This window comes from Listeria marthii, assembly GCF_014227425.1.
GTDB lineage: Bacteria > Bacillota > Bacilli > Lactobacillales > Listeriaceae > Listeria > Listeria marthii.
Window position 1 is genome coordinate 342,457 of sequence record NZ_JAASWB010000004.1, and the last position, 17,540, is coordinate 359,996.

General features: G+C 39.8%; 17 protein-coding genes. 13 read left to right on the forward strand and 4 right to left on the reverse strand.

The window, feature by feature from the left end; genetic code table 11:
* Positions 1 to 50 precede the first annotated feature (50 nt).
* Entirely contained in the window at positions 51 to 929 is an 879-nt protein-coding gene (locus tag HCJ55_RS09355; protein WP_185517908.1) for a PucR family transcriptional regulator, read from the reverse strand.
* A gap of 169 nt (positions 930 to 1,098) precedes the next feature.
* On the opposite strand from HCJ55_RS09355, the gene HCJ55_RS09360 reads away from it, so the two are divergent.
* From HCJ55_RS09360 to HCJ55_RS09370, 3 genes are read left to right on the forward strand one after another with little or no spacing between them, the layout of a single operon-like run.
* Positions 1,099 to 1,548, forward strand: coding sequence for a MarR family winged helix-turn-helix transcriptional regulator (locus tag HCJ55_RS09360; protein WP_185504305.1), 450 nt, complete (start codon positions 1,099 to 1,101; stop codon positions 1,546 to 1,548).
* On the forward strand, positions 1,545 to 2,897 hold the full coding sequence (locus HCJ55_RS09365; protein ID WP_185480409.1) for an MATE family efflux transporter: 1,353 nt from the start codon (positions 1,545 to 1,547) through the stop codon (positions 2,895 to 2,897). The genes HCJ55_RS09360 and HCJ55_RS09365 overlap by 4 nt, the downstream gene beginning before the upstream one ends.
* 57 nt (positions 2,898 to 2,954) lie before the next feature.
* The gene (locus HCJ55_RS09370) at positions 2,955 to 3,398 is read left to right on the forward strand and encodes a VOC family protein (protein WP_185517910.1); all 444 of its coding nucleotides are present in this window, start codon (positions 2,955 to 2,957) and stop codon (positions 3,396 to 3,398) included.
* A 20-nt stretch (positions 3,399 to 3,418) separates the two neighbouring features.
* On the opposite strand, the gene HCJ55_RS09375 is transcribed toward HCJ55_RS09370, so the two are convergent.
* Together HCJ55_RS09375 and HCJ55_RS09380 are read right to left on the reverse strand one after the other, a co-directional pair.
* Positions 3,419 to 3,880, reverse strand: coding sequence for a GNAT family N-acetyltransferase (locus HCJ55_RS09375; RefSeq protein WP_185502871.1), 462 nt, complete (start codon positions 3,878 to 3,880; stop codon positions 3,419 to 3,421).
* Between the two features lie 53 nt (positions 3,881 to 3,933).
* Entirely contained in the window at positions 3,934 to 4,668 is a 735-nt protein-coding gene (locus tag HCJ55_RS09380; protein ID WP_185517911.1) for a MerR family transcriptional regulator, read from the reverse strand.
* Positions 4,669 to 4,747: 79 nt separating this feature from the next.
* On the opposite strand from HCJ55_RS09380, the gene HCJ55_RS09385 reads away from it, so the two are divergent.
* The 5 genes from HCJ55_RS09385 to HCJ55_RS09405 all read left to right on the forward strand — a co-directional run bounded on the left by HCJ55_RS09385 (position 4,748) and on the right by HCJ55_RS09405 (position 8,859).
* Entirely contained in the window at positions 4,748 to 5,467 is a 720-nt protein-coding gene (locus HCJ55_RS09385) for a glucosamine-6-phosphate deaminase (protein ID WP_185504309.1), read from the forward strand.
* A gap of 165 nt (positions 5,468 to 5,632) precedes the next feature.
* Entirely contained in the window at positions 5,633 to 6,406 is a 774-nt protein-coding gene (locus tag HCJ55_RS09390) for a hypothetical protein (protein WP_185517913.1), read from the forward strand.
* Positions 6,403 to 7,209: a hypothetical protein gene (locus HCJ55_RS13930; RefSeq protein WP_228464326.1), complete on the forward strand. Its 807-nt coding sequence runs from the start codon at positions 6,403 to 6,405 to the stop codon at positions 7,207 to 7,209. Before HCJ55_RS09390 ends, HCJ55_RS13930 begins: the two co-directional genes overlap by 4 nt.
* Before the next feature lie 412 nt (positions 7,210 to 7,621).
* A complete protein-coding gene (locus HCJ55_RS13935; RefSeq protein WP_260451380.1) occupies positions 7,622 to 8,032 on the forward strand; it encodes a hypothetical protein in 411 nt (136 codons plus the stop codon).
* Entirely contained in the window at positions 8,029 to 8,859 is an 831-nt protein-coding gene (locus HCJ55_RS09405; protein ID WP_185517915.1) for a hypothetical protein, read from the forward strand. Before HCJ55_RS13935 ends, HCJ55_RS09405 begins: the two co-directional genes overlap by 4 nt.
* A 46-nt stretch (positions 8,860 to 8,905) precedes the next feature.
* Here the strand turns inward: HCJ55_RS09405 and mbcS are convergent, their stop codons facing one another.
* Positions 8,906 to 10,483 carry an acyl-CoA synthetase MbcS gene (gene mbcS, locus HCJ55_RS09410; RefSeq protein WP_185517916.1) on the reverse strand — a complete coding sequence of 526 codons (1,578 nt, stop codon included), beginning with the start codon at positions 10,481 to 10,483 and terminating at the stop codon, positions 8,906 to 8,908.
* A gap of 194 nt (positions 10,484 to 10,677) precedes the next feature.
* Between mbcS and tadA the strand changes: the two genes are divergently transcribed.
* The 5 genes from tadA (at position 10,678) to cydC (ending at position 17,399) form a co-directional block, all read left to right on the forward strand.
* Entirely contained in the window at positions 10,678 to 11,148 is a 471-nt protein-coding gene (tadA, locus tag HCJ55_RS09415; protein WP_008948948.1) for a tRNA adenosine(34) deaminase TadA, read from the forward strand.
* A 381-nt stretch (positions 11,149 to 11,529) separates the two neighbouring features.
* The gene (locus tag HCJ55_RS09420; protein ID WP_185391865.1) at positions 11,530 to 12,936 is read left to right on the forward strand and encodes a cytochrome ubiquinol oxidase subunit I; all 1,407 of its coding nucleotides are present in this window, start codon (positions 11,530 to 11,532) and stop codon (positions 12,934 to 12,936) included.
* Complete coding sequence (gene cydB, locus HCJ55_RS09425) at positions 12,923 to 13,936, forward strand: cytochrome d ubiquinol oxidase subunit II (RefSeq protein ID WP_185504314.1); 1,014 nt, start codon at positions 12,923 to 12,925, stop codon at positions 13,934 to 13,936. The genes HCJ55_RS09420 and cydB overlap by 14 nt, the downstream gene beginning before the upstream one ends.
* Positions 13,936 to 15,660 (forward strand): thiol reductant ABC exporter subunit CydD, encoded by a 1,725-nt coding sequence (gene cydD, locus HCJ55_RS09430; RefSeq protein WP_185517919.1) that lies wholly within the window; start codon positions 13,936 to 13,938, stop codon positions 15,658 to 15,660. The genes cydB and cydD overlap by 1 nt, the downstream gene beginning before the upstream one ends.
* Entirely contained in the window at positions 15,660 to 17,399 is a 1,740-nt protein-coding gene (gene cydC, locus HCJ55_RS09435) for a thiol reductant ABC exporter subunit CydC (RefSeq protein WP_185518015.1), read from the forward strand. The genes cydD and cydC overlap by 1 nt, the downstream gene beginning before the upstream one ends.
* The last annotated feature ends 141 nt before the right edge of the window (positions 17,400 to 17,540 follow it).

The following is a 17,540-nucleotide window of genomic DNA, read 5'->3' on the forward strand; positions in this document are numbered from 1 at the left end:
TGATATATTCATTGTATTCCTTGGAGTGAACTTCAAGTCAAGTGGAAACTTTATTCGCTTTCAGTATTTGTTTGAAGTGTTGCAAGGTAAGCTAATAGCAATCCATCCATTTTGCGGAGCGACAGATTTGTTTGCTCATGGAACTTATCTAAACGATATTGGATGGTATTTCGGTGCATAAAAAGTTCTTTCGCAGTGAGGCTGATGTTGCCTTGGTTTTTAAATAACGTATGAATCAGCGGGATCCAAGTGTCGTCTTGATGAAAAAGGCTATTGAGCTCATTGGTGATTAAACTTTCTTTCATTCTCCGTGCAATGACTTTTAAACTTTCAGAAGCGACCGTTTGAACAATTTCACGATTACTAAAATTGAAAATCGTCCGCTCCTCTGCAAATAAGCCGCGTAGTTGCGTATTTAGCGGGTGGAAAAGTCCCATGAAAAAGGTGGACTGGATATAAAAATCACTTTCAAGCGTGCCAGCAACAGCAAGCAGCTCTTCTTCTCCAAGCAGCGAGCCAGTAGATTTTTCAATAATAACGCCATAGTTAGCCGAAAACATAATAAGTTCGGCATCTGGGCTAAAGAAACTTAGTAGCGCCTTTTGCCATTCTTGCAGCATACTTTTAGTCGTTGTCGTTTTAATATGAAACTGGGTTATGCGATAAGTGTCTTTTTCATTTTTAATCGCCATTTCTTCCTTACCAAATAATAAGTCAAACCAAAATTGGCTGGCTTCTTTTGTAAAAGTTGGCAAAGGTTCTGGAAATAGCGTATGTAATAACGTAGCTTCTTCTTCTGAAAGATCCGCTTTAGGAATAGTAAAATAATGCGGTTCTTCAAAAAAAGAAATTGTATCTGAGCTTGATTTTATTGGGTTCTTTGAAACAACTATATTGGGATATCTATTTTTTAATATTTTAATATGCATCGTGGATAGCACCCCTTCTCTACCTTTTATTTTTACAAAAGAAAGATAGGAAGTCAAATTATTGCCCGGGAAATAAAAAGGTTGCGCAGTCAACTAAATTGTTGCTATAATATAATGGTTGACGCCGCAACTAATTATGTGGCGGATTTTTTTATGAGGAGTCGGATAAATGGCAGAGAGACACGAAAGTTTAGCGAAAGCCATCGCAATTATTCATCGTTCAGAAAGTACTTTTAAAAATAAAAAATTACTAGAAACTGGACTTAATATAGGTCAATTACGTTATTTATGGACACTTTATAAAGAAGATGGTATTTCCCAAGAATCGATGGCGAAGCGGTTTATGGTCGATAAAGCGAGTGTGACGCGGCATATTAAGCGTCTGGAGGAACTCGAGATGATTCGCCGCGAAATCGATACGAAAGATAGACGTATTCAACGGATTTTTGTGACAGAAACTGGTTTTAAAATGCGTGATTTAATTGAAGAAGTGACGGAAGAATGGTCCGCGCTTTTAACAGCCGGGTTTAGCGAAAAAGAAAAAGATGATTTAATGCATTTGATAGGACGTTTGTCTGATAATGCGATTATAGCAGTTGAAGGAGGAGAAGCTGAATGAAAGAACAGAGTAAACGATTAGGTGAAGATAGCATTCCATCACTCATGGCGCGATTGTCGATTCCGGCATTTATCGGTATGTTTGTTATGGGGATGTATAATATTGTTGATACGATTTTTGTGTCGTACGGCGTTGGGCCATCAGGGGTTGCGGCACTTTCGATTGCTTTCCCGGTTCAAATGATACTGATGGCGATGGCAGCGATGTTTGGGATTGGTGGTGCATCGATTATTTCCCGCTCGCTTGGTGCCGGCGAACAAAAACACGCGGATAAAGTATTCCACCAAGTTATTTGGTTAGTGCTTATTTCAAGTATTTTTATCGCGATAGTTACCTTTATTTTCTTAGATCCGCTTATTACGCTTTTCGGGGCGCCAGCGGATATTCATGATATTGCCAGTGATTTCTTATCACTTATATTACTAGGCGCTGTGTTCCAAACCTTTGCGATGGCGATGAATAATATCGTTCGCTCGGAAGGTAACGCTAAAACAGCGATGTTAACAATGATTATTTCTGCCATTTTAAATATGATTTTAAACCCAATTTTCATTATGGGATTTGGTATGGGCGTCCGCGGTTCAGCACTTGCGACTGTTATTGCACAAGCAGTTGGCGCGATTTGGCTCTTGATTTACTTTTTATCGGGCAAAAGTACTTTATCTTTAAAAGGATTCTCATTCCGAATGGATTTCCCACTGATTCGCCGGATTATGGCAATTGGATTCCCGTCATTCATTATGATGTCTGCTGGGAGTATCGTAACTGTTGCGGTAAACTGGATGCTTAATATTTACGGTGGAACGATGGCGATTGCAGTGTATGGGATTGCGAACCGAATTGCGTCGTTCGTCATTATGCCGATCAACGGTGTCACACAAGGCATGCAGCCAATCGTAGGCTTTAACTATGGTTCCAGACAATTTGAACGCGTAATGAAAGCTGTCAAAGTGTCGATGATTGCTGCGACTGTAATGTCACTAGTTGCTTGGGGCTTAGTAGAAATTTTCCCGGGATTACTCGTGCGAATCTTCTCTAACGACCCAGAACTAATTGCCCAAGGAACAAACGCCGTTAGATTTATGCTACTAGCCGCACCAACAATTGGTTTCCAAATTGTCTGCGGTGGGTTATATCAAGCGCTTGGTCGAGCAAGAATTTCATTTATCATTTCGTTGATGCGCCAAATCATCTGTTTAGTACCACTTTTACTTATTTTGCCGCAGTTCTTTGGTTTAGACGGTATTTGGTACGCGTTCCCGCTAGCAGATTTAGGCGCGTTCACCGTTTGCCTTGTGATTATGAGCAAAACATGGCGCCGAATTTTTAAAAACCCCGAGATAGTTTAAGCTAAAATGAATTGGGTATTTTCTAACTAGTGTCTCAAAAACAAAGGAGCGATTTGTATGGCAAAAATGTACCCGTATTTAGCTTTTGAAAATGCAAAAGAGGCTTTAGGATATTATGAAGAAGTGTTCGGAGCAACGAATATCACGAGGTTACCAGTGACCGAAGAACAAAGCGAAATGTTCGGTCTGGCAAAAGAAAATCTAGAAAACACCACAGTTCACGGTGGATTTACAGTGCTTGGCGCGAATTTGTTCTGTTCAGATTCTTTCGGAAAAGAAGTAAAGCCATCCAACCAAATCTCCATTATGCTCGATTCTAACAGCGAGGATCCAGCGGCAGTAGCCGACGCCGATGCTTTCTTTGAAAAAGTGAGTTCATCAGGAAGAGTTAATGTAACACTGCCTTTCGCAGAGCAGTTTTGGGGCGGTAAAATGGGCCAATTCGTCGATGAATACGGCATTTCTTGGATGATTCATACGCAACCATATTCTAAATTATAACAAGCAAGTGGACCAAGATATCAGCTATCTTGATCCACTTTTTTATTTGGATTCAATTTTGTCATTAAGTAATGTTCGCCGATACCGGGAATGACGAACGATTTGCCGACTTTACGATAGCCATGTTTTTCATAAAATCCAACAGCAACAATCCGCGCATTGCACCAAATAAGATCAGCATCTCGTTTCCAAATTTCCGCTTCCCCATCCGCGAGTAGCGCCGTACCTAAGCCTTTCAAACGCATCCGCCGTTCAGTCGCCACCCCGCGAATACGGTACTGCGTAGGGTTCGTAATAACAGCCGATTTTTCCAGATAAAAACTCGCAATCCCGAGTAAAACATCATTTTCAAAAGCGCCTAGATGAAACGTATCCTCCAAATCATCATGTAGATAAATCGCATTACTTTCAGGTTGTTCCGGGCGAAGAACCCGGTGCCTAATGTCCTGCGTATCTTTTGCCTTGATTTGCTTGATTTCCACGGCACTCACCTCCACATTATTTCTTTCTATTATAACCAATCTTGCTAAAATATCTATTCAAAAGTTAATTTTGTTTCATAGGAATAACCACGAACCAGCTCTTGATCTATCCAAGCAACCGTTTCTTGTAAAAGGTAATCTGCATTTTCAGCCGGCGTTTGCCAGTTTTGAGGAGTGACAAATGCCTGCCGCTCACTTGATGCTAAATGACGTTCGCCGGGCGCGCCAATCGAATGATCCAGCTCAACAAAAAGATAAGCCTGCCCGCCTAAAACAAAATAACCGGGAAACTGCAAATAACTTTTCGAAAGCCCAAGTCGGCTCACGGTTTTCTGAACTTCTTGATGGAAAACAGGGTCGTTTAGAATATCCGCATGAACAGGAGTGAGGAGTGGTTCTGTAAGCAAAAGTCGGGAAGCAGTTAGTTGCTCTGCCTTTTCGGTTTCCCGTTTTAACAAGCCTTGATATCGGTCAATAAGCCACTTTTTACGAGCAATGCGAGCTTCTTCATCGATTAATTTTTGCTGATATTTAATAAGTAAATCGGGCAAACTTTCCGATGTGTTTTTGTCGAGATATTGTTTGAGTTCTTGCAAGGAAAACCCCATGTATTGAAGCGCTTGGATGAGATTGAGTTGTTCTTCTTGAGCCGTTTTATAGTAGCGGTATCCAGAAGCAGGATCGGTAAAAGCAGGGACCAAAAGCCCGATTTTGTCATAATAACGCAGTCGTTGGATGGAGAGCTGACTTTTCTTGGCCATTTCCCCAATGGAAAAAAGCGGTTCCACATGTATCACCCTTTCGTCTTGACTCTATAGCTACTATACACTTTATCATAAAGGTAATTCAAAGCGAGAGGTGAAAAAAATGAAAATTATTGTGGAAAAAGACTACGAAAATATGAGTAAAACAACGATGCAACTGCTATTAGGAAAAATGTATCAGGACAAATCAGTGCATTTGGCCATCACGGCAGGCTCTACACCTAAGCGAATGTACGAACTATTGGTGGAAGAAATGAAAGAAAAAGCACCACTGACGAATGTAAGCTATTATAATTTTGACGAAATTCCTATCGGCGACGAAAAATACGGCGTAACCATTGCCAATTTAAAAGCAATGTATTTTGATCCAGCAGGAATCCCGGAAGAACAAATTCATATGTTAGACACGAAAAACTATACAGAACACGAAGCTCATTTGAAAGAAGTAGGCGGTTTGGACGCAATTTTAATTGGCATTGGCGAAGACGGTCATTTTTGCGGAAACCTGCCCGGCGTAACAAAATTCGGTGACGAAACCCGCCTTGTTTCCGTTCAATCACGCCCAGACATGTTCGATATTTTGCTCGGAGAAGTAGGCGGTGACGCAGAAAAAGTCCCAGAATATTACGTAACAATGGGACCAAAAAACGTCATGCAAGCAAAACAAGTCATCCTATTCGCAAACGGTAAGAAAAAAGCAGCCATCATCAAAAAAGCGCTGCAAGGCCCAGTGACAGAAGATATTCCAAGCTCCATTTTCCAATTACACCCTAACTTCACAGTCGTGCTAGATGAGGAAGCGGCAAGTGAATTAAATCGCTAAAAAATGGCCAGCGCTGTTGCTGGCTTTTTTTGTGGGACGAAAGCGGGAAATGTTTGTGATTTAAAGTGCAAAGAGCGGTGTTTTTGTGATAAAATGGCTTCAAAAGACTTGCGGGAAGTCTAACTCAAATCTTCATGAAATTACAGATAGAAATGGAGTTTTTTTATGAAAATCAAAATCTCTTTTAAGGAAGCTAATCAGTTACTAGATATAAGAGACGAAAGCGCAAAAGAGACCGACACTTCACGAGGTCTGAAACTGTTTATTCTTGCACTTTTTTGTGGATTTATGGCACTTTTGCCGTTAAAAAATTCTATAGTTATAACAATCATCCTTATTCTAATTATAGTAATAAGCTATATTTATTATTGTACTTTGAAGTCTAGCGACAAGCTTTTGGAAGACTTTGGATGGCAGCTAGCTAAATATATAATGCTCCAGACTATTACCGTGAGCTTAATATTAGGAATAAGAGTCAATGGCGATAGACCTTTCGGAGATTTTTACATTTTAGTAGCGCTGTGTTATTTGTTTTTGATTGCGGTGTTTAGCTATTTCCGCTGTAAAGCAATGATATTAAATTATCTAAAAAGCAATAATATCAACCTGGAAAAATCCGCATCAATTAAAATATGGGATAAAGGATTTTCTAAACTTTTAATAGGAATGCTAGTAATGGTTATCCTTGGAACTCAAATATACAGACTAAGTAAATGGTGGTTCACTGGGGATGATAGCTCGCTAAGTGTAATATCTATCCAAAATGAATGGCTCGGAGCTTTAGTGGTATTAGTCGGCGGGATTTTTTTGCTACTACTTCTAATTATTTTCTCGCTACTCCCAACATTAGTATTTAATCCAAAAATAATTACAAACGGTATCTTGCTAAAAAAATATGCAACAGAATTTCAACAAGAAAATGCGAGGAGCAACCAATGAACACACTAACCAAACTAATAAATTTCGTTTCTTCTGAGAACGCCTTAGAAAAAAATTCAATGCATCGGCTATATGAGAACTTAAATGGCACAGGAAAAGAAGTAATGCCCAAGTCGCTGAAACTATACATTTTAGCTGGTTTTTCTTGGCTTATATGTTTGATTTCTGGGGCTAAAGGGGTTGGTTTTCCAATCACCGCATCTATTATAATCCTAGGTATTTTCATAGGATATGCTAGAAGTAAACCTTATTTTAAAAATGCAGCATACACAATCTCTGTTTACTTAATAACACAAACTGCAGTCCTGTTTTTCTTCTCTGTTTGGATGCCTTGGAGAAATCCAGATTTAACTAAAACATTTGCTATTACATATATTTTATTAGGATATGCCCTCTCTTTTTACATTATAAGGATTAGACTAATTGAAGATGTGCAGATAAACTACCTGATAAATGATGGAAAATTAATCAGAAAAAGAAAAACAATAAAGGTATTAAAAATAATAGCCACTATTTTAGGGGTTTCTTTGGTAGTTGCTATGCTGGTAACGCGAATTTATACGATGAATAGTGATTGGTGGAATAACAGCGACAATTACGATTATTCATATGACTCTTTTGCGGGAACTATTATATACATTTTCTCTATATTTATCGGCCTAGCAAATTTAGCACTATTCACGCTATTCCCAACGTCTCTTTTAAAATCATCAGTTGTGGTGAACGGTCTTATTTATAAAAAGCACTCGGCGGATTTTCAAAAGGAATACGAGTTCACGGATAAGGAATGGTATGGTGAATAGACATATAAAAATGAACACATTATCAAAACTACTAGATTCCATTTCTTTTGAAAACACCTTAGAAAAAAATTCACTACACCACATATATGAAACTCTAAACGGCACGGGTAAAGAAATATTTCCCCGAACGCTAAAAATATTCGTATTCGCTAGTATTTCTTGGCTAATATGCTTGTTTTCGGGATATAACTGGTACGTGTTTCCGATTCTCGCATCCATAATAATTATAGGGATTTGCATAGGGTATTTTAGAAGTAGTCTCTATTTCAAGAATGCAGCATACGCATTGTCTGTATACTTATTTACACAAACTACCTTTGTTTTTTACATCACGTCGATTGAAATATCAGATAGTATAATGATAAATAGAATAGCTGCTTGTCTGTATATTTTATTTGGATATTGCTTATCGTTGTATATCACCAAGATCAAGCTAATTGAAAATGTTCGGACAAAGTATTTAGCAAATGATGGAAAGCTAGGCAAGAAAAAAGGAACGATAAAGGCTGTTAAAATATTATCTGCGGTTTTAGTGACCTTTATAGTAATAGTAATTGCGGGGATGCAATTTTATCGGGTTAATAAATGGTGGATTGACGGATCTAATTCAGATGCTCTCTCGGGATTAAATGGAACCTTCGCGGGAACAATTCTATCAGCAATCCTTATGGTCATAGGTGTAGCAATTTTAGTTATAATCACATTGCTTCCAACGCTTCTTTTGAATACGGCAGCTGTGGTAGACGGATATATCTATAAAAAGTACGCAGAAGAATTCAAGAAAGAATATGAGTTTACAGAAAAAGAATGGTACGGGGAATGAAACTGACGAATATATTATTCAACAAAGAAATCATCCGAAAAATCAGCTTTAATCAAGCCAATCAAGTAATCAACAAGACAACCATAGAAAAAACAATGAACCAAAAAATGTTGCTTCTGAGATATATTATCTTTGCAATTATCATCAGTATTGAAATCCTATTAGCGAGCACCTTCTCTGGTTGGGTTGTTAGCAGCCCGGTATTTGCCTTAATAGAATGGGTTGTTGTTTTAGTCACAATCATTTATTTTTTCAAGATAAATTTAAAAAGTTTCTCAGAAAACTATTTATCAAGATTTTATTCATGTTGTTCTATTATTTTTAGTATTATATCGGTTATTTTTTCACTAGGATTATGGTTTGTATTCGGAGCATTTTCAGCGGGAATAAAAGATGAATATATAGCGCAAATTGTGATCCAAACTATTAGCGCGGTTGGTGGTGTTACACTGGTTAGCTTTGCAATCTACAAATATTTACAATACCTCGAAATAAACGAATTAGCAGACTTTGATTCAACAATTAAAATTCCTTTGTGGGGAAAAATTGTTGATAAGTCCTTAATTTATGGAGTTGTTATTGTTATAGCGGGTATGCAGATTTATCGAATGAATAAATTTTGGCTTTTAAATGACGACTCGTGGATTTCTACAATGTTAGTTCCTTTGGGTCAAATATTATTAGTGGCTATTGTTGTATTTCTATTGGTAGCTATTCCCGTGCGCTTTTTTTACCCAGACTTTGTCAAAAGTTACTTGCTTCAAAAATATACAGAAGCGTTTCGTAAAGAGCACGGCTTCACTGAAAAACAATGGTACAGCGAATAAATAAAAAAGAAGTCCTCAACTGAGGACTTCCTTTTTTTCTACAACATCATCCATGCACACTAGCAAACTCCGCATCACGCAACTCGACGCGGCGAATTTTCCCAGAATCCGTTTTCGGCAATGCCTCAACAAACTCAATCCGGCGTGGATATTTATATGGAGCAGTTTGTTCTTTCGTAAATGTTTGTAATTCATGCACAAGCTCATCGGTGCCCTCGTAGCCATCTTTTACGACGATAAATGCTTTTACAACGGTTCCGCGGATTTCGTCGGGGCTTGCGACAACAGCGACTTCTTTTACGGCTGGGTGATGTGTGAGCGCGTCCTCTACTTCGAACGGTCCAATCGTGTAACCCGAGCTAATAATAATATCGTCATTCCGGCCTTGGAACCAGTAATAATTATCTTCATCGCGAATAGCTCGGTCACCAGAAACGAAATAGTCGCCACGAATCGCTTTTTGCAAACGTTCTGGTTCTTTATAATACTCTTTAAAAAGTGCCGGGAAGTCTCTACGCATCGCGATATCACCAATCTCACCAACGCCGACCGGATTGCCATCAGCATCAATAATCGCCATGTATTCTGGCAAAATCGGTTTGCCCATCGAACCCGGGCGAATCGGCGTATCAACAAGTGTCCCAATCAAAAGCGTGCTCTCCGTTTGGCCGTAACCGTCACGAACTTTAACATCAAAATTGTCTTGGAAAACTTGAATTACTTCGCGGTTTAAAGGTTCGCCCGCTGATACGGCGCTACGAAGTGAACTTAAATCGTGTTCGCGCAGATTGTTCACTTTTGCCATTAAACGGTATTCTGTTGGCGTACAGCATAGCACATTGATTTTTTCTTCTTCCAGTAAATGAAGTTGTTTTTCAGGGATAAAACGTCCGTTGTAAATGAAGCCAGTCGCGCCTTTTCCAAGTACAGAAAGGAAGGGAGACCAAACCCATTTTTGCCAACCGGGGCCAGCTGTAGCCCAAACGATATCGTCTTCGTGAATATCTAGCCAATGATCGGCCGCAATACGGATATGCGCGTAACCCCAACCGTGGATATGTACAACACCTTTAGGATTACCAGTTGTTCCACTCGTGAAAGCAAGCAGACAAGCGTCATCGCGAGAAGTTTCTACGCGTTCAAACTCGGTCGAAGCGTCTTCCATCAATGTTTCGTAATGATCCCAGCCAGATAATTTATCACCAACAATGATTTTTTTCGAAACGGAAGGCGTATTTTCAATTTTATCAAATTCGGCAGTCATTCCATTGTAAGAAACGATTGCTTTTACGTTTGCGTGATGGATGCGGTATTCTAAGTCGTGCGCTTTAAGTAGCTCCGATGCCGGGATAATAATGGCACCAGCTTTCCATAAGCCCATATAAATAGCGTAAGTTTCTAGTAGTCTAGGTGTCATAACGATTACATGGTCGCCTTTTTTAATCCCAGCGTCTTTAACCACATTGGCAAATTTGTTCGCTTGTTCAAGTAGGTGGCGGTAGCTCCATGTTTTTGTTTCGTCATGGTCGTTTTTCCAAATTAAAGCAGTTTTTTCAGAACTGAATTTAGCAATCTCGTCAGTAATATTATAAAGTTCTGGAGCGATTAAGTTTTCTGAATTCATAATGACTCTCCTTTATAAGTAGATTGTATATTTTGATAATTTTGTTTTAGTACCTAGTATTAATATATGGTAATATAAATGCTCCGTGAAAGCAACTAAAGTGTTCCTGTGAAAATTTGAGCAGATTGTTCTTACATCTAATCCAAGCTATGCTAAAATAGCTGTAAGTGACTTTTTAGAAATGAGGTGCATAGATGGAACGAGCTTTCTTTATGCAACAAGCGCTTGAAGAAGCCGAGAAAGCACGAGAAATTGGGGAAGTTCCAATTGGTGCAGTCGTTGTTTTAGATGGAGAAATTATTGGCCGGGCGCATAATTTGCGTGAAACGAGCCAAAATGCAGTGACCCATGCGGAATTACTTGCCATTCAAGACGCGTGTAAACATCAGAATTCATGGCGACTCAGCGGTGCAGAACTGTACGTTACGCTAGAACCGTGCCCGATGTGTAGCGGTGCCATTTTGCTTTCGCGGATTGAAAAGGTTTATTACGGGGCAAAGGATCCAAAAGCCGGAACAGCGGGATCATTAATGAATTTGCTTCAAGATGACCGATTTAATCATACGTGTGAAGTAGAAGCTGGATTAATGGAAGCCGAAAGCAGCGAAATGTTAAAAAGTTTTTTCCAAGAACTGCGAAAACGGAATAAATTAAATAGGTCTTAATGCTCATTATGCGAAATGATACTTTTATGAAAGTTATTGTGAAATAAAAAGCAATAAGCCTTACCAACATTTACAGCCAGATAATAATTGCGAAAATCATCACAATCTAACAAAAACAAAATAACATCGAAAGTACTAAATAAATTTGCCGCAAAATAGGATAAAATATACTCCATATAGAACTCATTATAAAGTAAAAATCTTTCTTAACTAGTTCCTAAATCTTTGGAAAATAAGGATTACATATTATTGTATTATGCTTTGTGAATTACAGAGCAACTGGAGGCGTCACTTTGGGCGGTTTTTCACAAGGTTTTTAAGAAAGAAGCACAAATCAAGGAACGAAACAGTAATTTTTAGCTTAAAAAGGAGGAGAAAAGGGTGGATAAACTATTTTTAGCCCGTTTTCAATTCGCATCAACAACAATTTTCCATTTCTTATTTGTACCACTTTCAATTGGACTTGTATTTATGGTTGCTCTTATGGAAACGTTGTATGTCGTGAAGGGGAAAGAAATTTACAAAAAAATGTCGAAGTTTTGGGGACACATTTTCCTTATTAACTTCGCGGTCGGTGTCGTAACCGGTATTATTCAAGAATTCCAGTTTGGGATGAACTGGTCGGATTACTCTAGATTTGTTGGGGACGTATTCGGTGCACCACTTGCAATCGAAGCGTTACTTGCATTCTTTATGGAATCTACGTTCATCGGACTTTGGATTTTTGGTTGGGATAAACTTAGCAAAAAGCTACATTTAGCTTGTATTTGGCTTGTTTCAATCGGAACAATTATGTCTAGTTTCTGGATTTTAGCAGCGAACTCATTTATGCAACATCCGGTTGGTTTTGAATTTAAAAATGGCCGTGCGGAAATGAATGACTTCTTGCAACTTATTACTAATGGACAACTACTTGTGGAATTCCCGCACGTTATATTCGGGGCATTTGCCACTGGGGCCTTTTTCATTGCCGGTGTCAGTGCGTATAAGATGCTCAAAAAACAAGATGTCGCCTTCTTTAAACGATCATTCCAAATTGCAATGGTCATGGCGGTAATCGGTGGTTTTGGTGTGGCTTTCAGTGGTCACTCGCAAGCGCAATACTTGGTTAAAACACAACCAATGAAAATGGCAGCGACGGAAGGGATATGGGAAGATACAGCCGACCCTGCTCCGTGGACGATGATTGCCAAAATTAACCCGGAAGAGAAGAAAAACGAATGGGAAGTCAATGTCCCATACGCGCTAAGTTTCTTATCTTACGGAACATTAACTGGTAGTGTTGAAGGTATGAACACCCTGCAAAAACAATATGAAGAAAAATATGGTGAAGGTGACTACATCCCACCAGTTAAAACAGCATTTTGGAGCTTCCGTATCATGGTTGGCGCTGGTATGTTAATGATTTTATTCGCGCTAATCGGTATCGTGCTTGCTTGGAAGAAAAAACTTGTTAATGCAAAATGGTATTTACGTTTGATGATTCCAATGATTGGATTCCCGTTCCTGGCGAATTCCATGGGTTGGATTATGACAGAAATAGGGCGACAACCATGGGTAGTTTTCGGTTACATGAAAACCGCTGATGCTGTATCGCCAAACGTTTCAGCAGGACAAATTTTATTCTCGATAATTGCGTTCTCGACGATTTATACGATTTTAGCCATTCTGTTGGTTTACTTATTTATACGCGAAATTAAAAAAGGACCAGACGGACACAAACCAGAAAAAGCAGAGATTTCCGTAGATCCGTTTGATAAGGGGGATGAAAGCTTTGTCACTAAATGAGTTATGGTTTTTATTAGTCGCCATCTTGTTCATTGGGTTCTTCTTCCTTGAAGGCTTTGACTTTGGTGTTGGGATGTCTACACGTTTTATGGCTAGAAATGCACTGGAACGCCGCGTACTCGTTAATACGATTGGGCCGTTCTGGGATGCAAATGAAGTTTGGTTATTAACTGCAGGGGGCGCGATTTTCGCCGCTTTCCCTAACTGGTATGCAACAATGTTTAGTGGTTATTATATTCCGCTAGTATTCCTATTACTTGCGCTAATCGGCCGTGGTGTTTCTTTTGAATTCCGTGGTCAAAAAGATTCGGCACTTTGGGTGAAAACATGGGATTGGGTTATTTTCTTCGGTAGTATTTTACCGCCATTCCTGTTCGGTGTATTATTCGCTAGTTTGATTCAAGGTATGCCAATCAATAGTGATATGGATATGTATGCTGGATTCTTTGATTACATCACTGTATTCTCCGTATGGGGCGGCGTAACGATTACGCTTATGTGCCTACTTCACGGTTTACTATTTATTACTTTACGTACAGAAGAAGATATTCAAGACCGCGCTCGTCGTATGGCGAAACGGGTTTGGTTTATTACTGTACCAGCATTACTAATCTTTGTTGTACTTGCTTACTTCAATACAGATATGTTCCAAGTTAGACCTGTACTTGTACCGCTAATGATTGGAATTGTAGTCGTAATGTACTTGCTATCCGCCCTTTTCATCTGGAAAGACCGCGATATTTTGGCATTTACATTCGGCGGACTTGGAATTGTCTTCACGATTGCAACGATTTTCGTGTCACTATTCCCACGTGTAATGATCAGTTCTATCAACAGTGCGTTTGATTTAACTATAGAAAATGCAGCTTCCGGACAATATTCGCTTAGTGTGATGACGATAGTTGCCGTTACGCTATTGCCGTTTGTTCTTGGTTACCAAATTTGGAGCTACTATGTTTTCCGTAAGCGCGTTTCTAGTAAGGAGAAAATGACGTATTAATGGGAAAAGATTTAAGGAACTACAAAGGAATTAAAAAAATAATGGCGATTCTCGCAGTTTTCACGCTTGTTCAAGGTGCTGCGATTATCGTGATGGCGATAACTTTAGCTCGTGCAATTACCGATTTATTTCACGAGCATCCATTTCAATCAGTCACAATACAAATAGGTCTCTTCGCGGGGGCCTATTTCTTGCGTCACTTTTTGAATGTATGGAAGAAACAAATCGTTTACCGTTATGCTGCGAAACTGGCGAAAATGATGCGGGAAGAGTTGCTGGATAGCCTGTTTGCACTTGGACCACGTTTTGCTCGAGCGGAAGGAACTGGGAAAGTTGTAACGATGGTTATGGAAGGTGTGGCGGATTTCCGGAATTATTTGGAACTGTTTTTACCTAAAATGATGAATATGGCAATTATTCCAGCGATGATTTGGGTGTATATTGCTTTTCAAGACTGGACGTCGGCCTTTATTTTAATGATTACTTTGCCGATTTTAATTGTATTTATGATTATTTTAGGATTAGCTGCGAAAAAGCAAGCTGATTCGCAGTTTGAAACGTATCGTGTGCTGTCCAATCACTTTGTAGATTCGCTAAAAGGGTTGGAAACGTTGCGCTATTTAGGGCTCAGTCACGACCATGAAGGGAAAATTGCCTCGGTTAGTTCGCGTTACCGCAAAGCGACGATGAAAACATTGCGTGTGGCGTTTATGTCTTCGTTTGCGCTCGATTTCTTTACGATGCTTTCGATTGCGCTCGTTGCATTGTTCCTCGGTCTTGGGCTGATTGATGGCAATATGAACTTGCCGATTGCGCTGAGTGTCTTAATCCTTGCGCCAGAATACTTTTTACCAGTTCGGGAAGTTGGTTCGGATTACCATGCCACACTCGACGGACAAGAAGCTGGCCGCGTCATTCAAGGGATTATTGACCAAGCCAAAGCAGATCAACCAGAAATGGCCGCGCTACCGCTAACAACTTTTGCCGAAAATACCGAGTTTTCATTTGAAAATATCACCGTAAAACATGGCGTAGATGATGCCGATTCGCTTCATGAAGCCAGTTTCACCGTGAAAGGTTTTGAAAAAATTGGGATTATTGGCGCGACGGGTGCTGGGAAATCAACGCTGATTGATGTTTTGAGTGGCTTTTTGACACCAACTTCGGGCGATTTTCGCTGGAATGGGGAAAGTGGTGCGGCGCTTGCTTCGACTGATTGGCAAACTCAAGTTACTTACATTCCGCAACATCCGTATCTTTTTCACGATACGATTGCTGGGAATATTCGCTTTTATCATCCCGATGCCTCTGCTGAAGAAATGAAAAAAGCTGCCGAATCAGCTGGCTTGAATCAACTTGTGGCTGGACTTGAAGATGGCTATGACACGCTTGTCGGGGAAGCTGGGCGGATGCTGAGTGGCGGACAAGAACAACGTGTCGCGCTTGCTCGAGCATTTTTGACAGATCGTCCGGTTGTATTAATGGATGAACCGACAGCACACTTAGATATTGAAACAGAATATGAATTAAAAAAACCAATGCTCGACTTATTTGAAAATCGACTTGTCTTTTTCGCAACGCATCGCTTGCACTGGATGCTTGAAATGGACCGGATTATCGTTTTAGACCACGGGGCTGTGGTCGAAACTGGAACGCACGAAGAATTACTTTCGCGTAAAGGTTTCTATTACAATTTAGTCAAAGCCCAATTGGAGGAAGTATGATGCGGAAAAGTAGCTGGATTATCCCATATATTAAAGAAAACCGCGGCTTGTTTTTACTTGTCATCTTCCTTGGAACACTTACTTTTGCGTCAGCTGGGGCGCTTATGTTCACGTCGGGCCATTTGATTTCGAAATCGTCCTTGATGCCGGAATCGATTATGGCTGTGTACATTTCGACCGTTGGAGTACGAGCGTTTGGTATTATGCGCTCGGTTTCGCGCTATGTGGAACGACTTTCGAGCCATTCACTCGTCCTTAGAATTCTCGAAAAAATGCGTGTGCGCTTGTATCGTTTACTCGAACCGCAAGCTTTACTACTAAAATCACGCTATAAAACTGGCGACATTCTTGGTCTTTTGGCTGGCGATATTGAGCATTTGCAAAATTTCTATTTAACAACGATGCTGCCAGCAATTGTGAGCTTGGTACTTTATGCCGGAGTAGTTATCGCGCTTGGAGCATTTTCAATTCCATTCGCTGCACTCTTCGTGCTCTTGATTGGTTTACTCGTACTTGTTTTACCATGGGTCTCACTTTTATATGCTCGCGGGAAGAACGCTTATTTAAAACAAGGTCGAAATGGTCTATATCAAAAATTCACTGATGCTGTTTTTGGGATTAGTGATTGGAAATTTAGTGGACGTGAAAAAACATTTATTTCGAACTACGAAAAAGACGAGGCGGACATGCTTCGAACAGAAAATAAACAGTTTCATTTTGTTAATTGGCGCGATTTCTTTAGCCAGCTAGTCGTTGGTTTTATGGTTATCGTAATGGTTTATTGGAGCACAGCAGAGTCGCGTGATGGTGCGTTTTCGGGAACGATGATTGCCGCTTTTGTTTTGGCGATAATGGCGCTCGCAGAAGCATTTGTGCCAGTTTCAGGTGCTATAAGTGACAAATCGTTATACCAAGATTCACTTGCTCGTTTAGACAAAATAGAAGACCCGACGTTACCGACTTTTGAAGAAGAAACGAACGAAATCGAGCGAATTAACACTGAAAAAGTTGTTTTAAAAGCGGAAAACTTAACTTTCGCGTACGATAAAAAGTCACCAGAAATCTTAAACGGTTTTGACTTCACGTTACAACAAGGCGAAAAAGTGGCGATTATCGGCCGAAGCGGTACTGGGAAATCAACTTTTCTTAAATTAGTTCAAGGGGCATTACTTCCAGCTGCCGGGAAAGTAACAATGAACGGCGTTGAAGTAGAAAACTTGCGACCACAAATCCCTGAATTAACCTCGATGCTAAACCAAAAAGCGCATCTTTTCAGCACAACTGTCTTAAATAACATTCGGCTGGGAAATCAAGACGCGACGGATGAAGAAGTATACGAAGCTGCGAAAAAAGTTCAACTGCACGATTTTATTATGAGCATGCCAGATGGCTACCATACACAAATGAGTGAGATGGGCGAACGTTTTTCAGGCGGAGAACGAGGACGTATCGCGCTAGCTCGGATTTTGCTGCAAAATACACCGATTGTCATTTTAGATGAACCAACAGTTGGCCTGGACCCAATAACAGAACGCGACTTACTAGCGACGATTTTCGAAACGTTAGCTGATAAATCACTTATTTGGGTAACGCATCATTTAGTTGGGGCAGAAAAAATGGACCGCGTGTTATTTTTAGAAGAAGGAAAAACGCTAATGGAAGGTCCACATGCTGCATTAATGGCAGAAGAACCACGCTACAAGCGACTTTATCAACTAGATCGACCAATCGAATTATAATTTCGAGGCTTACTAAGTTCATTCTTAGTGAGCCTTTTTTTGTAGCGCAGTTTTAATAATTGTAACAAAACTGTAATTTAAAATTGACTTTCACCACATTTCTGCTTATGATTAAACTAAGCAAAATGAAAGGGGAATTTA

Coding starts and splice junctions, on each gene's coding strand:
- HCJ55_RS09355 (WP_185517908.1), bottom strand. CDS start 929: ATGCATATTAAAATATTAAAAAATAGATATCCCAATATAGTTGTTTCA.
- HCJ55_RS09360 (WP_185504305.1), top strand. CDS start 1,099: ATGGCAGAGAGACACGAAAGTTTAGCGAAAGCCATCGCAATTATTCAT.
- HCJ55_RS09365 (WP_185480409.1), top strand. CDS start 1,545: ATGAAAGAACAGAGTAAACGATTAGGTGAAGATAGCATTCCATCACTC.
- HCJ55_RS09370 (WP_185517910.1), top strand. CDS start 2,955: ATGGCAAAAATGTACCCGTATTTAGCTTTTGAAAATGCAAAAGAGGCT.
- HCJ55_RS09385 (WP_185504309.1), top strand. CDS start 4,748: ATGAAAATTATTGTGGAAAAAGACTACGAAAATATGAGTAAAACAACG.
- HCJ55_RS09390 (WP_185517913.1), top strand. CDS start 5,633: ATGAAAATCAAAATCTCTTTTAAGGAAGCTAATCAGTTACTAGATATA.
- HCJ55_RS13930 (WP_228464326.1), top strand. CDS start 6,403: ATGAACACACTAACCAAACTAATAAATTTCGTTTCTTCTGAGAACGCC.
- HCJ55_RS09405 (WP_185517915.1), top strand. CDS start 8,029: ATGAAACTGACGAATATATTATTCAACAAAGAAATCATCCGAAAAATC.
- mbcS (WP_185517916.1), bottom strand. CDS start 10,483: ATGAATTCAGAAAACTTAATCGCTCCAGAACTTTATAATATTACTGAC.
- tadA (WP_008948948.1), top strand. CDS start 10,678: ATGGAACGAGCTTTCTTTATGCAACAAGCGCTTGAAGAAGCCGAGAAA.
- cydD (WP_185517919.1), top strand. CDS start 13,936: ATGGGAAAAGATTTAAGGAACTACAAAGGAATTAAAAAAATAATGGCG.
- cydC (WP_185518015.1), top strand. CDS start 15,660: ATGCGGAAAAGTAGCTGGATTATCCCATATATTAAAGAAAACCGCGGC.